Annotated in this window: 13 protein-coding genes; 9 read left to right on the forward strand and 4 right to left on the reverse strand. The window is 53.0% G+C overall.

Annotated features, from left to right (window positions below):
• Position 1: 1 nt before the first annotated feature.
• Positions 2–1,396 carry an aminotransferase gene (locus tag ACR0LF_RS06695; RefSeq protein ID WP_480580406.1) on the reverse strand — a complete coding sequence of 465 codons (1,395 nt, stop codon included), beginning with the start codon at positions 1,394–1,396 and terminating at the stop codon, positions 2–4.
• 191 nt (positions 1,397–1,587) lie between these two features.
• On the opposite strand from ACR0LF_RS06695, the gene ACR0LF_RS06700 reads away from it, so the two are divergent.
• Positions 1,588–2,169, forward strand: a complete 582-nt coding sequence (locus ACR0LF_RS06700; protein WP_480627530.1) for a TetR/AcrR family transcriptional regulator — start codon at positions 1,588–1,590, stop codon at positions 2,167–2,169.
• A gap of 36 nt (positions 2,170–2,205) precedes the next feature.
• On the opposite strand, the gene ACR0LF_RS06705 is transcribed toward ACR0LF_RS06700, so the two are convergent.
• Complete coding sequence (locus ACR0LF_RS06705; protein WP_480580403.1) at positions 2,206–4,017, reverse strand: BCCT family transporter; 1,812 nt, start codon at positions 4,015–4,017, stop codon at positions 2,206–2,208.
• 615 nt (positions 4,018–4,632) lie between these two features.
• Between ACR0LF_RS06705 and ACR0LF_RS06710 the strand changes: the two genes are divergently transcribed.
• From ACR0LF_RS06710 to ACR0LF_RS06725, 4 genes are all read left to right on the forward strand, one after another.
• A complete protein-coding gene (locus ACR0LF_RS06710) occupies positions 4,633–5,172 on the forward strand; it encodes a dihydrofolate reductase family protein (protein ID WP_480580401.1) in 540 nt (179 codons plus the stop codon).
• Positions 5,169–5,762: a TetR/AcrR family transcriptional regulator gene (locus tag ACR0LF_RS06715; protein ID WP_480580398.1), complete on the forward strand. Its 594-nt coding sequence runs from the start codon at positions 5,169–5,171 to the stop codon at positions 5,760–5,762. Before ACR0LF_RS06710 ends, ACR0LF_RS06715 begins: the two co-directional genes overlap by 4 nt.
• 207 nt (positions 5,763–5,969) lie before the next feature.
• The gene (locus ACR0LF_RS06720) at positions 5,970–6,227 is read left to right on the forward strand and encodes a YjhX family toxin (protein WP_480580395.1); all 258 of its coding nucleotides are present in this window, start codon (positions 5,970–5,972) and stop codon (positions 6,225–6,227) included.
• 9 nt (positions 6,228–6,236) lie between these two features.
• Positions 6,237–6,758, forward strand: a complete 522-nt coding sequence (locus tag ACR0LF_RS06725) for a GNAT family N-acetyltransferase (protein ID WP_480580392.1) — start codon at positions 6,237–6,239, stop codon at positions 6,756–6,758.
• A gap of 259 nt (positions 6,759–7,017) precedes the next feature.
• Here the strand turns inward: ACR0LF_RS06725 and ACR0LF_RS06730 are convergent, their stop codons facing one another.
• Positions 7,018–8,736 carry a winged helix-turn-helix domain-containing tetratricopeptide repeat protein gene (locus ACR0LF_RS06730; protein WP_480580389.1) on the reverse strand — a complete coding sequence of 573 codons (1,719 nt, stop codon included), beginning with the start codon at positions 8,734–8,736 and terminating at the stop codon, positions 7,018–7,020.
• Positions 8,737–8,938: 202 nt separating this feature from the next.
• Between ACR0LF_RS06730 and ACR0LF_RS06735 the strand changes: the two genes are divergently transcribed.
• The 3 genes from ACR0LF_RS06735 to ACR0LF_RS06745 all read left to right on the forward strand — a co-directional run bounded on the left by ACR0LF_RS06735 (position 8,939) and on the right by ACR0LF_RS06745 (position 11,457).
• Positions 8,939–10,132, forward strand: coding sequence for an ABC transporter substrate-binding protein (locus ACR0LF_RS06735; protein WP_480580386.1), 1,194 nt, complete (start codon positions 8,939–8,941; stop codon positions 10,130–10,132).
• Positions 10,133–10,274: 142 nt separating this feature from the next.
• Entirely contained in the window at positions 10,275–10,721 is a 447-nt protein-coding gene (locus ACR0LF_RS06740) for a GNAT family N-acetyltransferase (RefSeq protein ID WP_480580383.1), read from the forward strand.
• Positions 10,722–11,022: 301 nt separating this feature from the next.
• A complete protein-coding gene (locus ACR0LF_RS06745) occupies positions 11,023–11,457 on the forward strand; it encodes a RidA family protein (protein WP_480580380.1) in 435 nt (144 codons plus the stop codon).
• 642 nt (positions 11,458–12,099) lie between these two features.
• Here ACR0LF_RS06745 and ACR0LF_RS06750 read toward each other — a convergent pair.
• Positions 12,100–12,864 carry an MmyB family transcriptional regulator gene (locus ACR0LF_RS06750; protein ID WP_480584066.1) on the reverse strand — a complete coding sequence of 255 codons (765 nt, stop codon included), beginning with the start codon at positions 12,862–12,864 and terminating at the stop codon, positions 12,100–12,102.
• 105 nt (positions 12,865–12,969) lie between these two features.
• On the opposite strand from ACR0LF_RS06750, the gene ACR0LF_RS06755 reads away from it, so the two are divergent.
• The gene (locus ACR0LF_RS06755) at positions 12,970–13,398 is read left to right on the forward strand and encodes a hypothetical protein (RefSeq protein ID WP_480584063.1); all 429 of its coding nucleotides are present in this window, start codon (positions 12,970–12,972) and stop codon (positions 13,396–13,398) included.
• Positions 13,399–13,804: the final 406 nt, after the last annotated feature.

Consider the following 13,804-nt stretch of genomic DNA (forward strand, 5'->3'; position numbering starts at 1 on the left):
CCTAAGTTTTGAATACGCCTTGGCGCGACAGGTCTTCGGTTGTTAGCCGGATTCCTTTTTCAAGGATGTCAAACATCTCGTTCAACTCGCCCTCCGTGATGATCAGCGGAGGGGAGAACACACACATGTTGATGATGGGCCGCAAGATCAGGCCGTTTTCCTGGCAATATTGATCAATCATCGCACCAACGGACTTATCAAGATCCAATGGATTGTTAGCCTCGGCGTCCGCAACGCACTCAACGCAACCAACCAGTCCCATACCGCGGGCATCGCCGACCAGCGGCAAGTCGGCCAGAGCCTGAAGACGCTCTTCGAACAAGGGCGTGATCGCGCGGACATGTTCCAGAACGCCGTCACGCTCCATAATTTCAATGGTTTTCAAACCTGCCGCCGCGCTCACTGGGTGGCCCGAATACGTGAAACCATTTGAAAAGGTGGCATCTTGCCCGTTGTCTCCGCTCACATCTGCAATCAGCCGGTCAGAGATAATACAGGCCCCCATGGGTACATACCCTGACGTCATGCCTTTGGCGCAGGTGATGATATCAGGTTGAATTCCAAAGACGTCTTCCGAAGCAAACCAATGTCCAAGCCGCCCAAATCCGGTTACGACCTCGTCTGAAATATACAGGACATCGTATTTCCGGCAGATTTCCAGGCAGCGCTGATGATACCCCTGCGGAGGCACAATGACGCCACCAGAGCACAGGATCGGTTCAGCGATGAAAGCGGCGGCCTTGTCTGCCCCGGTCTGCAGGATCGTGTTCTCCAGATCTGCAATTTTTTCGTCCAAAAAGTCATCAATCGTCTGATCGGGGCGACGCGTATACGGGTTCACATTCGGCAAGAAACGCGTCAAGTGGGAGGCTTGGTCCAACCAACCTTTGTCGCGCTCTTTTCCGGAAACCGAGGCCGCTAGGTAAGTCGATCCGTGATAGGCCTTCTGCCGTGAGATCACGATCTTCTTTTCAGGTTTACCCAACAGGTTATTTCGGAATTGGACGAAGCGAAGTGCGCTGTCCACCGCCGTCGACCCACCAGTTGTGAAGAACACGTGGTTGAGGTCGCCCGGCGTTCTCTTGGCAATCTCATGTGCCAGTCGGGCCGGTGCGGAATTGGCGTTGTTGAACGGCGAAAAATACGCCATCTCTTTCGCCTGCTGGGCCATCGCATCGGCGATCTCGGTGTTTCCATAGCCCAGTTGAACGCACCACATCCCGGCAGGCCCGTCTATCAGGCGCTTTCCGTCCTCTGTTACGACGTGGATACCAAGACCGCTTTCGGCAAAGGTTCGTTCATTTTGGCCTAGGTACGACATCCCCTCCCACGGGTGCAGGAAGTGTTTGTTGTCCCAGTCACGTACAGACTGAAAATCTGAGTTCAAGAGTGTCATTTGGAACCTGTGTGAAACACTTATCACAAAATGAACATACATTCATTCAATGTCAATCCTTGAACTTCTGCTCCCCTAGATGCGAGAAGTAACAGGCGCGTTCTTCAACAAAGGAAAAAGACATTTCTGCCGAGACTGATATCCCAACCAATGCACGAGATCTGAGTAAGCTGCAGAACCGAAAGCAGCTGATCCAGGCGGCAGCAGACGCCATCCATAAGTACGGAATTCGCGGGACGACCTCGGCAAGAATTCAGGAACTGTCAGGATTGTCACGGGGAATGGTGAACCTGCACTTTGGCTCAAAGGAGAAGCTGCTGCTCGCCGTGGCAGAGGAGCTATCAGCGCGCTACGCAAGGCAATGGAAGGCAATCGCAGATAATCCCGAGCTTGGCCCTGCGGACAAGCTGATCTCTATCATAAAGGCTGATTTCGACCCGTTGGTCCTTAATGCGCGGGACGTTGCGATCTGGTTTTCGTTTCGGGCCGAAGCGCTCTCGAATCCACACATTTTTCCTTTCATCGACTCGCGAGACAAAGGTTTCCGAGCGGTGATCCAAGACCTGTTGAAGCAAATTGAGAGTGAAGGTGAGTACGAAGACATCGACGCCAAACTTGCAACAGACGCTTTGATTGCTTTGCTGGAAGGACTCTGGACCGACTACCATTTGCACTCAGAAATCTTCAAACCCGAGGAGGCTTTGAAGATCTGTCTGTATGTATTGCAGTCAATGTTTCCGAAGCACTTTGTGACACAGTCGTTTCGCATGTGACCGCGACTGAAAACATTGGGAGCGGACTACGGTTAATCACGAACCCGTTCGCGCCTCGTGGTTCAATCGGCGCAGGTCGTTTATCATTGCTTTGGCCAGAGAGATGCACATGAGCAGCAAGACGACACTGAACGGCAGCGCGCCGATTATCATGGAATTGGTCAAAGCCTCTAACCCGCCGCCGCCCGCGATAAGCAAAGTTCCAATGACAAGGGTCAGAAGAACGCCCCAGATGATTCGATGAAGCAAGCCTGTGTCTTCAGACCCACCGGACATGATCGTGTTCATCACAAGGATGCCAGAGTCGGCGGATGTAACAAGGAATGTCATAGTTAACAGAACACACATGACGCTCACTACCGTGAGCAAGTCACCCGATATCATTTCCCCCAAGGTGACGAACAGTGTTGCCGTTGTTGATGCGGCAAGGATCGATCCATTGGCATCTCCATTCAGTTCTAAATCAATGGCGGCCCCACCCAGAATGGCCATCCAGGCGAAACAAACGAGGGACGGGGCAATGACCGCTCCAAGAATAAACTCGCGAACGGTTCGCCCTCTGGAGATACGCGCCAGAAATAGGCCGACAAAGGGTGAAAACGCGATCCACCATGCCCAGTAGAATGTAGTCCACCCGGCCTGCCATCCGAACAACCTGCCTCGTGTGCCCGCGTCATAAGCTGCAGTCTTGGTTACATCGGGAAGGCCGGCAGTATCGTTGGTCAAACCTTCAAGAAAGGTTGCTTTTGTTCCCCAAGGATCAGTTGCACCTGTGAAGAGCTCTCCGACGAAGGGGGCCGCCTCTGCTGGCAATACGGAGGCAAACTCGACTTCGGAAATCGGTCGAAAAGCCTGGAAACTCAGAGGGACAAAGTTTTTGATATAGTCAACCAGCGCTGTAGCATAGGTCGTCGTCGCAAATGCGAATGAGCCATAAACAATGAATACCGCCAGCAATACCATTGAAAAGAGAAGATTAATGTTTGACAAGTACTTGACACCACGCCCCACGCCAGAGACGGCTGAGAGTGTCGACATAATCATAACAACGATCAACGCCGTAATTAGGCCGGCGGTCGACGGAACCATTTTGGTTACGTCTTTCTCCACAAGCCAATTCGCACCAGTAATTAGAAACGCACCGTCCACTAATTGAGAAACGCCATATCCGATCGTTACCGCCACGCCGAGTATTGTCGCAACGACGCCGAGCACATCGATCACATGCCCTGCAACACCGTTTGAGTATTCTCCGAGCAATGGGGTCAGTGCGGTGCGGATTGTTAGCGGCATGCCTCTTGTAAACGCGTAATAGGCAAGGCTAAGGCCGGTGACGACATATATTGCCCAGGCGTGAAATCCGGTGTGCAAAAATGTATAGCGGTAGGCTCCTTGAATTGCTTCCTCGCTTTTGGGTGTGATTTCCCCGGAAATAGTCAATGGATTGGTTTCCCAAAGGCCAAGTGGTTCAGCGGTTGCATAGACCATTAGGCCCACGCCCAGACCCGCCCCAAACATCATCGAAAACCATGAGAAGTTCGAAAATTCCGGTTTCTCATCTTCTAAGCCCAACCTTATTCGGCCAGTTGATGGTATGAGCGCGACAAGAAAGAGGAAGAGTACAAATAATCCAACGGAAAGGTTGTAGAAGGTATTGAACTCGGACAGCATTCCTGACTTCCAAGATCGCAGTGTATGGTTCGCTGATAGTGGCCAAACCAGCGCCCAGAGAACAAGCAGAGAAACCGAGAGTTTGCTGACTAGAGCAATCGGCAGGCTATATCCTTTGTAAAAGCCAGTCCGCTGAGTTCTTATTTTGAGGTCTGTGAAAGGTTCTTCAAGCGCCATGTTTTTCCGGTTCTACAAAATTGACTGCTTAGCAATCCTTGCTGCAAGTCGCTAGGATCCAGCCTATTTCACTTTCAGTCAGAATAGGACTGTAGCAGCGGGATCGATAGCTGAGAGGAAAACATTTGAGTCGTAAATGGCAAGACCTGTGCGTTAATGAAAAATTGAATGTTTCAAAATCAAAGGCTTAGCCTTTCTCGACCGCCGTTTGTTGCTGGACGAATGTCGTTGGCCGGGCCGTCGTGTCAAAATGGGCGACAAAGGTTTGAATACTTAAACCGGGCACTGGAAATATAGTGTCCGCTGCATCCTCGATGCGTTTGTTCGAGTTGATCCGGATTTTGCGTCGCAGCGAACAGCGGTAATGCGGGCTGCGGCTGCAGCATCGTCTCCCCATGTTCAAGGTCGGCTTTGGGCCGACTGTCCTCCTTAAAAGGACCGCAACAGCCCAATGCTGCACCGCTCCCAAGACTGACTCCAAGCGCGTCTCAACAGGGTAGTTGGGTGGGAAAGTGTCTACTTTCTTCGCAAAAGTGTCGCATCTGAAGTGATCAATCCGCAAGCTTCGTTCTAAATAATTATACATTATATAATTATTGCTAATCGGAGGACGCCATGCCTAGCGGACACATCATGATGGCCATGAGCCTCGACGGTTTCGTCGCCAGACAAGACCATTCGCTCGATTGGTTGAACAAGCAGCCCGCTGACAATGAAGACCACGGGTTCCTCGAATTTATGGACAGCGTGGATACTCTTGTTATGGGAACCGGATCGTTACGAACTGTCCTGGGATTTGGTGAATGGCCATATGAGAAACCCGTCGTGGTACTCAGCCGCTCCATGACGAAACAGGACGTACCTGAACATTTGCATGACAAAGTAGAATTCTCGACTGCAAGTCCAGAAGAGCTATGGGAGATCTTTCGCAAGCGCGGCTATGAACGCGTGTATGTCGATGGCGGCGCAATCATACGGTCGTTCCTTCAGGCCGGATTTGTACATGACATGAAGATTACGTTGGTTCCTATTCTACTGGGAGATGGCATTCGCATTTTCGGTGAAACGGACGGCGATGTTGATCTTGAACTTATCTCCGCCACACCCTTTCCATCAGGTATGGTCGATCTGGTCTACAAGGTGCAAAATGCATGACCAATACACTGGCCGTCGGACGGCCTAAAAAATCAAAAGAACGTCTGTCGAAACAGCTTATCCTGCAGACTGCCCTGCCCATTGTTCAAAAGCAGGGAACCGGTGCGCTTTCGTTTCGGGTACTGGCGGATAAGCTAAAGGTCACGCCGATGGCGGTAACTTACCATTCTGGCAGCAAGCGAAAGCTGATGGCTGACCTAATTGAACTGGCCTTTGCGAACACGCTTCAGGGCACCGTTGAAGAAGGAGCAAGCGCAAATGCGCGTAGCATACTAAGTGCCTACTATTTTCGGGCCTTGCCGAATGCCAACTTACTGCGCGCAGTTCTGGAAGATGTCACCCTCATCAGCAAAGACCTCTTGGAAATCACTGATAGGCTGCGGGCCTGTACGAAGGAGCTAGATGGTGGTGACAAGAATGATGTGCTTTTGCATCTTCTCATTGACTACACGCATGGATTCGTACTCTCCGCGTCAAGCGGCGAAGACAACCCATTAACAATCGACGACTTTTTGCGAGGCGTCGATTGGGTGCTGGCGCGCGCGGGAGGCGGTGCGCACGACTGCTCAAATAAGGCGCTCGGAACTTAAGAGATATTGACCCGTCTCGCTTGAAGGCCTATGTGCGCCATACGTATGAGGCGGTGCGCCTCACTCAACGGAGATTTTATGAAAGAGACCCGGGCCTAACGCCCGTTCCTGGCGACCCAAATTCAGGAACATCAACATTGATCGGCATACTCACGCGCGATGCTGAGTGTGCTGTTTGTTGTGCTTTCGTAAAATCGAGACATCCCAATGAATATCTCAAAGCACGAGCAACGTGTTTTGCACGAACTCGCCCTCGGCGGGTCGATCCACTTCGAGCGCTTAGAAAACGGAAAAGTCCATGACGTCACTTGTTATACGCGTGACGGCTTTGTGCTGTCTGACTGCACCCTCAGCGTTTTCCAACGTTTACTGAAAAAGCGCTTTATCCGTTCAAAAAACGGCAACCCCTATCGCGCCTCCTCGTTGGGGATCAAATCCGTGCGCGCCCAAATGAATCAAAGATAGGAAAGAACCATGAGCCACACAGAAATTGACGCCATTGTAGACGTCCACCGGATAGCCTTTGGAACAGAAGAAGGAGACGATATTGCTCAACTCGCTAAGGGCTTCCTCGACCACCCCGACACGATATCTATCAGCGCCAAACGCGACGGGAAGATCGTAGGCAATGTGCTTTTCACTCCGTTTAACTTCGTAGACCATTCAGATGCGAAATGTTACCTGCTGGCACCTTGCGGAGTGCTGCCAGCATATCAGGGCCTCGGGGTTGGGAATGAGATCATGGAGGCGAGCATTGAGCATCTCAGTTCCATTGGCACGGATGCGGTGTTCGTGCTGGGCGTCCCGACATTTTATCCTCGGTACGGATTTGTACCGACGGACAAGAAGACGCCATACCCGAACCTGATGACAGCACCAGAGGCGTGGATGGCGCTTGAGTTGACAAATGGGTCAGTAGAGAAACTGAGCGGCAAGACCGCGGCGATCCCGCAGTTCATGCAGCCACATTGGTGGGACACCTCGCAACACGGGTGAGGTCCATTCCTGATCATGAACAAAAGCCGGTACCCGCCATTCGATATCTCAAAGTGAGTGGCGGGTTCGCAGCGCAAGGCCGGTTTGGTAACCGCGGCGAACTCATCCATTGTTGCATTGTGTTTGCATTCGGCAGCCGCCAAGCTTCGCTACTGCAGCGGATATCTCCTCTGATGGGCCGCACCGCAGCGACGGTACCCTTGATTCAACGGCAGTTCTGGGCCGGAAGCATGCGACCTCAACCGAAAGCTGATTACTTTCAACAAAGATAAAGCTGCCAGATTCGCGCGAATTTCTCGTCGATATCGCGCGAGACACACAAGGCTGCATTTATTGCCAACCGTTCCGTCATGAACTTTGGGAAGTTCTTTTGCATTATTGCGGCTTCTTTCTTTGCTTTTTCGAGGTTACCGGCAGCATGCGAAATGGCGAGCGCGTACGCGTGATACCAGTATGCGCCTGCCATCGGCGACCTGCTGATTTCAACCATCGCATCCTCATATCTGTCCTGCATGAAATAGCATGCAGCGCGGAAAAGGCGAGGGATGCGATCCTCCAGTGGGTTGAGCTCGGAAGACCGGTCAAGAAAGTGAAGCGCGCGATCAATGTCGCCAGCCATGTAGAAGCAATATCCGAACTCGGCTAGCGCATCCGACTTGCCGGGGTTGAGAGCAATCGACTTCTCCACCGCGTTTTGGAAGTTCTCGAATTCGCCGCGATAGAACTGAACCATCGCGATTGCCTGATGGGCAAATGCATTGTCCGGATCGAGCGATACAGAGTGTCGGGCGTATCTAAAGGCCTCACCCAAAATGGAGCTACTGTCATTTGCCCTAACTGGAAATCGGTATTCGTCGAGCAGCACGACGGCAAGGGCTGCACAAGCATCCGAAGAAGTTGGATCCTTTGAAAGTACATTGCGCAATTCGTCCTGCACCGCAGCATGCATCCGGGGATCTCGAATTCTGGCATATTCGTAGTACTGGGCGATTGATCGATACGTCTGCCAGGTTGCTGGTCGGCTATGGCGACCAGAATGTGTGGCCGCGTCGTCCAGTAAGTCGCGCCGATTTGCGACTCGAGCCGCGATAAGCAAAGCGATCTTTTCCTGGATATCGAAGATGTTCTCGAGCGTGCATGCACGATCATACTTTTCGACAAGAATGTGCCCGTCTGTCTCTGTGTCAATAAGCTGAAAAGTAATGCGAACCTTCGTATCTGACTTTCGTACGCTTCCCTCTATTACAAAATCTGCTTCAAGCGTTTGCCTGACGTCGCTGATGGTTGCCTGCTCGCGCGAGAGTGCAGCTGTGGTCGAGCGCGAAAATACAAAGAGGTCGCGGAACCGAGAGAGGTTCGCTATGATCTCCTCTGTTAATCCGGCAGCAAAATAATCGTCTTCGCGGTCGGAGCCAAAATTCTCAAAAGGCAGCACTGCGATTGCTGGCCGACCCTTTCTTTCAGGCAATGCCAAGGAATGCGCAGTCGGTTTGGCTTGTTGTGAGTGAATTGCAGCTGAGGAAACCGCTTCAGTCACTGGGGCGATGAACCGAAAACCTCTGCCGTGGATCGTCTGTATCATTTGCCGCGTCTTGCCGGTATCTCCCAGCGCTTTCCTCGCGGAGCGAATGCGACTGCTGATTGCAGCCTCAGAAACGATCCGCCCATTCCAGATGGCATCCATTATTTCTGATTTCGAAACCATTCGATCTCTGTTTTTGATCAGAAACTGAATGACGGCAAAGACCTGGGGTTCTACCGCAACCTTGTCTCCGTTTTTGCGAAGTTCAAATGCATCTGTGTCGAGTTCGAAGTCGCCAAACCCATAAATCATGGTCCGCTCCGTCTGAGCACGTTTCGCTTTCTCGGGGTCGCCCAGTTTTTTGCTCTGCCGATCTGACGGGATTCTGTCAGGCAGCGGCGGAAGCGTCAAATGGTTGCCCGTTCTGTCTGTGTGTGATGCGAGATAGGAAATCATCAGCCTATTTGATTGGTCAAAAATCCCCGATTTCTCCCGGAATTCTGCAGATCGTCTACAAGCATCACATGGTTGCTCCGACTAGTTTGGAACCGTAGCCGATCGGCTCCCAATTAACTGGCAATATTCCGATTGCTCAGCATCGAGTAGAGCGTTCCTTTGGCCTTCGCGCCTCCTCTCGTACGACCCAAGCGAGGATTCAATGACCAAAAACTTACTCTTGACCACTGCAATATGCGCAAGCGCCTCGGTTGCATCCGCAGACCAAGAAAATCCGGTACATATCGGTGTTCTCTTTGGCTTTACCGGGCCGATTGAGTCGATGACGCCTGCTATCGCCGATTCCGCAGAACTGGCTTTGCGCGAGGCTGCGGACTCTGACGTCTTTCTAGGTGGCCGCGACATCGTCCCCGTCCGGGCCGACAGCACCTGCGTGGATACGTCCTTAGCGGTTGCGGCAGCGGAACGGTTGGTGACGGCCGACAATGTCGCCGCGATAATCGGGGCTGGCTGTTCCGGTGCAGCCGCGGCCGTTCTGGCGAATGTCGCACTTCCCCACAACGTTTTATCGATATCGCCCACTGCCACATCACCCGGATTGACCGAAGTAAAAGACAACGGGCTCTTTTTCCGAACCGCACCATCTGACGCACGGCAGGGTGAGGTTATTGCCAAATTGCTGATCGAAAAGGGCATTCGGCGGATTGCAGTGACCTATACTTCCAACGACTACGGCGTCGGGTTCTCCTCTACCTTTGCCGCCGCTTTCGAAGAACTTGGTGGTGAGGTTCTTGTGGCAGCTGCTCATGTGGATGGCAAAGCGGACTACGCGGCTGAAGTTGCCACCCTCGCAGCCAGTGGTGCCGATATCCTGCTGGTCGCTGGATATGCCGACCAGGGCGGACGCGCCATCATTAAGGCATCTCTTGATACAGGTGCATTTGATCGGTTTGTGCTGCCTGACGGCATGGTTTCGGACTCCTTGATTGAGGAATTTGGCGCAGCGTTGGTTGGATCGATCGGGACCTTGCCAGGTGGCGACAATGAAAGCATCGATAGATTTGAGCGCATGTTGCAGGCGCACGATATCACCAGCCGGGCACCGTTTCGCGCCGAGGCTTATGACGCTGCGGCGGTTCTGACCTTGGCGATGCAAGCGGCCGGAACAACTGACAGCAACGCTGTATCAGAAGCTATGCTTCGTGTTGCGAACACGCCGGGTATCAAGATCGGCCCAGGTGAGATTGAGAGAGGCATGCACATTCTCGCGCAGGGTGGCGAGATCGATTATGTCGGCGCAAGTGCAGTTGAATTCACGATCGGAGGCGATGCGAACGGAACTTATCGAGAGGTCACATTCTCGGAGTCAGGTTTTGAAACCATTCGGATCTGGTAACCGCAGCACGCCCCAGGCTCCGGCGTCAGTCTGCATCAGACCGGCGACCGGAGCCGACCTTGCGGCGATAGAGTGTTTGGCACGTCGCGCTACGCGCGATTTGCTCAACCCATTCCTATCGGCCGAGCAACGGGAGGTAACATTGACCTTCACCCCGCTCGATCCATGGCTGATAGAGGATGGTACTTACTATGTTCTCGAAGTCGACGGGGTGCTCCGCGCCTCGGGCGGATGGAGCGGCAGGACTCCTCTGATCCACGACCCCAACGCTCAATCTCGGCCAGCGCAGAGTAAAGAGACCGGGACGGCACGAATTCGGGCGATGTACACGGACCCGGCTTATTCGCGGCGGGGACTGGGCCAGAGCGTTCTGTCTTTCTGCGAGACCTCCGCCCGCTTAGCAGGGATATCTCGCTTGGAATTGATCGCCACCCCAGTCGGTGAGTTGTTATATGGCGCTAACGGCTACGAAGTTGTTGAGAGGATCAAAGTGAAGGCGCCGGGCGACGTGATCATCCAGGTGGCGCGGATGCAGAAGCATTTTAAGCCCGGCGCAGTGCGACAAAAAGGGCAACAGCGATACGCGTGACGTATCTCGCTAGGACGCCAAAAACTACACTGGCTTTATGGGGTCGATGGCGTCGTGCCTCTAAAAATTCGCAACGCGAATATTTCCGACTTCACGGAAGGCAAGCGTCTGCTGTCGCAGAACGACGCAAAGATAAAATGGGCGCTAAGCTACACAGTAATGGAGCCGGAACTATTGAAGAAAACGTGAAAACGCAGCGGCCCATAAAATTGACGCCGTCAGAACTATTTAGCTCACACAGAAGTTTTTGCGCGCGCACGAAGGACAATTCTCAAGTGAATTTTTGGAAGGAATCATCTGGATGACACAACGCTTCAACCCCGATGGTTGCTGGCCACAGAATGGTCGAGCCTTCAATCACGGCGTCGTCGAACCTGAAGGCAGGGTGCTCCATATGACCGGGCAGGTTGCTTGGAACAACAAAGGCACCATAGTTGGAGAAGACGATTGCGAGGTGCAAATTCGTACCTGTTTTGAGGGTGTCGAAAGGATCCTCGAAGAAGCGGGCGGGCAACTTGAAGATATCGTTTCTTTGACGATTTATTTTGTGAACCCGGCCGATCTACCTGTCATTCAGGCTGTCCGAACCGAGAAGTTCGCACCACATTGCGCGCCGGCCAGCGTCCTGATCCAGGTGTCCGGTCTTGTTGCGCCTGGTTTGCTTGTCGAATTGGTGCCAGTGTCTGTGATCCCCGAGCAACGCTTCTGCATCCCGGACACTCGCCCGCATGTTTAACATCGTCGCCCGTAGTAACCGAAGCGCTTGGTCTGCACGCGCCGTTAGCGTGAACGCATTGGTCTCTTGAAAATCGGTGCTCCGGTCGTCGGCAGGAGAACCGCGTAAACGCTGGTTGAGGCGGTGATAAACAGGCGGTTTCGCTTCGGACCGCCAAAACACAAGTTGGACACCTCTTCGGCAAGCTATGCGTTTGGTTGTTAAAGCTGATCCCGACGCTGTTCCGTTCTACAAAGCAATGGGCTGTCTCGAAGCGGGAAATGTGCCATCAGGTTCGATACCTGGAAGATATCTGCCACGCCTCGAATTCGAACTATAACTTGCCTGAAAACACCGGAATTCGATACCTATTCTGACGTACACCTGAAGTAAGCATATTTCACCGTCTGGTCAGCGAATTGCAGCGGCCCCATTGGTGTCAGTTTCGTACTCCAACACGGAGGCATAGATTGTGAACAGCTCAAAGGTCTATACCTACCCAGATCAGATGGGCGACATCGTTGGTCAAGTTAAATATCTTCTACTGCGTAACGGAACCACTTTGAACTCACCTCCAGTTATTGCAGCTGTTTGGCGAACCCTGCCAAGGTCAGCAATGAGCGGGGTTCACCGGGACGTGGTGGGCTCTAGCCAGACCATCGTCTAATTGGCAGCCACGTGGGCAAGGTCACACAGAAATTTGGCGCTTTGATCGTCGGCCGGAAAAAACAGCTCAATCTTCAAATCGTCCAGCGTGACGTCCGTGACAGTGCTGAATTGCGCAATCGTTCCAAACATGGAAAGCCGCTGACCCCCAAAGCGGTAGATCGTAGAAATTGTCGGTCCGATCACCGCGTCACTGCGGACGTGCCCCTGTCGCGACAACGCGCGCGCCGCAGCGTCCAACTCCGGTATGCCGCCTGCATTGGCGCTTTCTGAGCGCAGCCGCAACATCGTGTGATGCGCGACCTCGGGCCAGTTTTCGACAAGCTCAGGCATCAGCGGGCTGGTCAGCAGATCCAGCAGGCTTTGCCCCTCGCCGATCCCCAGTGACTTGAACAGCCTTTTGGCGCCGCTGTTGAGCATCACAACATTCCAGAGCCGGTCCAGTACCATTCCTGGGTAAGGGGCATGCTGCCGAAGTGTCCATTCGACCGCATCCCGTATGGGCGACATCGCCGCGTCATCAATCGGCGTTGCTGCAAAACGCGGCGCGAACCCTTCGGAGCGCATCATCTGATTTCGGGTTTCGACCGGAAGGTTCATGACCTCGGACAGATGAAGGATCATGTCCAGGCTGGGCCGGGACCGCCCGGTTTCAAGAAAGGAGATATGGCGCGCGCTGACCTCGGCTTCGACTGCAAGGTCCAGCTGGCTCATCCTGCGTCGTTTTCGCCACTCTTTCAGCATGCCGGGATAGGGTGTCATGACCTGATTTTAACAAGGGTCCGAACGGAAATCACTTACCACTGAGGTAATTGATTTGCGTCCGCCGTTAGCCGCATGAAGAGCACATATCGAAAGGAGAAGGTCATGACTCAACAACAGTCAGCAATGCGAATTTCAGGCGGTATTCTTGTTGCAACCGGGGCGCTTTTTGCGCTGGCCGCGTTTCAGTTTCTTCATCCCGTTGCGCATATCTTTCTGCAAATCGCGTATTGGCCAATTCACGATGTTCCCGCGGAGCTGATGGTTCCGTCGCCTTTACTGCTGGTGATCACCGGTGGCCTGACGGTTGGCTTGGGGGGAATGCAGTGGGCACTGGGAACATATGTTGCTCCAGTATCGGCGGCTGCCGTAACCAAGACCGCTCAGATTACGGCATGGTCCTGGTTTTGCGCTGACAGCTCAGGCTCCATTCTGGTAGGGGCGCCCTTCAACGTCGTACTGAACCTGTCTTTTCTGGTCCTGATCCTGTTGTCTTGCCGACCCGGCACGACAAGCAAACACGCAACATCCTGACGTGAACTGGAATTCACTGGGTCTGAAAAGAAGGACTGGCGATCTCAGAAAACCTTAAGTGATTGAGGTTACTTCAACGTCGGTTTTTACATCGGACATGTTGGCGCTTTCAAAGGCGTTGCCGCTTTCGACACTTGGCCTGAGCCGCTCACATATATCCGCAAATTGCTTGTTCGACGACCATCGGATTTCGCGTCTGCAGCGAATGGCAGCAAAGCGGGCTGCGACCGCAGCATCGACATTGAGTGGCGAATGTCGCTTATGGGCCGCGACCAACAAAACTACTCCAATTCGAGCAAAATTTTTAAGGTTCTCCAATAAAGGAGGTGAGATGGCCTAAACGCAGGAAAATTGTTTGGCGTGATCGCATTGGTTGGCTTTCAATTCATTCGAAGACGCCGAAATC

It is taken from the genome of Ruegeria sp. E8 (genome assembly GCF_056533985.1).

Coding starts and splice junctions, on each gene's coding strand:
- ACR0LF_RS06735 (WP_480580386.1), top strand. CDS start 8,939: ATGACCAAAAACTTACTCTTGACCACTGCAATATGCGCAAGCGCCTCG.
- ACR0LF_RS06730 (WP_480580389.1), bottom strand. CDS start 8,736: ATGATTTCCTATCTCGCATCACACACAGACAGAACGGGCAACCATTTG.
- ACR0LF_RS06745 (WP_480580380.1), top strand. CDS start 11,023: ATGACACAACGCTTCAACCCCGATGGTTGCTGGCCACAGAATGGTCGA.
- ACR0LF_RS06710 (WP_480580401.1), top strand. CDS start 4,633: ATGCCTAGCGGACACATCATGATGGCCATGAGCCTCGACGGTTTCGTC.
- ACR0LF_RS06750 (WP_480584066.1), bottom strand. CDS start 12,864: ATGACACCCTATCCCGGCATGCTGAAAGAGTGGCGAAAACGACGCAGG.
- ACR0LF_RS06715 (WP_480580398.1), top strand. CDS start 5,169: ATGACCAATACACTGGCCGTCGGACGGCCTAAAAAATCAAAAGAACGT.
- ACR0LF_RS06720 (WP_480580395.1), top strand. CDS start 5,970: ATGAATATCTCAAAGCACGAGCAACGTGTTTTGCACGAACTCGCCCTC.
- ACR0LF_RS06695 (WP_480580406.1), bottom strand. CDS start 1,396: ATGACACTCTTGAACTCAGATTTTCAGTCTGTACGTGACTGGGACAAC.
- ACR0LF_RS06755 (WP_480584063.1), top strand. CDS start 12,970: ATGACTCAACAACAGTCAGCAATGCGAATTTCAGGCGGTATTCTTGTT.
- ACR0LF_RS06705 (WP_480580403.1), bottom strand. CDS start 4,017: ATGGCGCTTGAAGAACCTTTCACAGACCTCAAAATAAGAACTCAGCGG.
- ACR0LF_RS06725 (WP_480580392.1), top strand. CDS start 6,237: ATGAGCCACACAGAAATTGACGCCATTGTAGACGTCCACCGGATAGCC.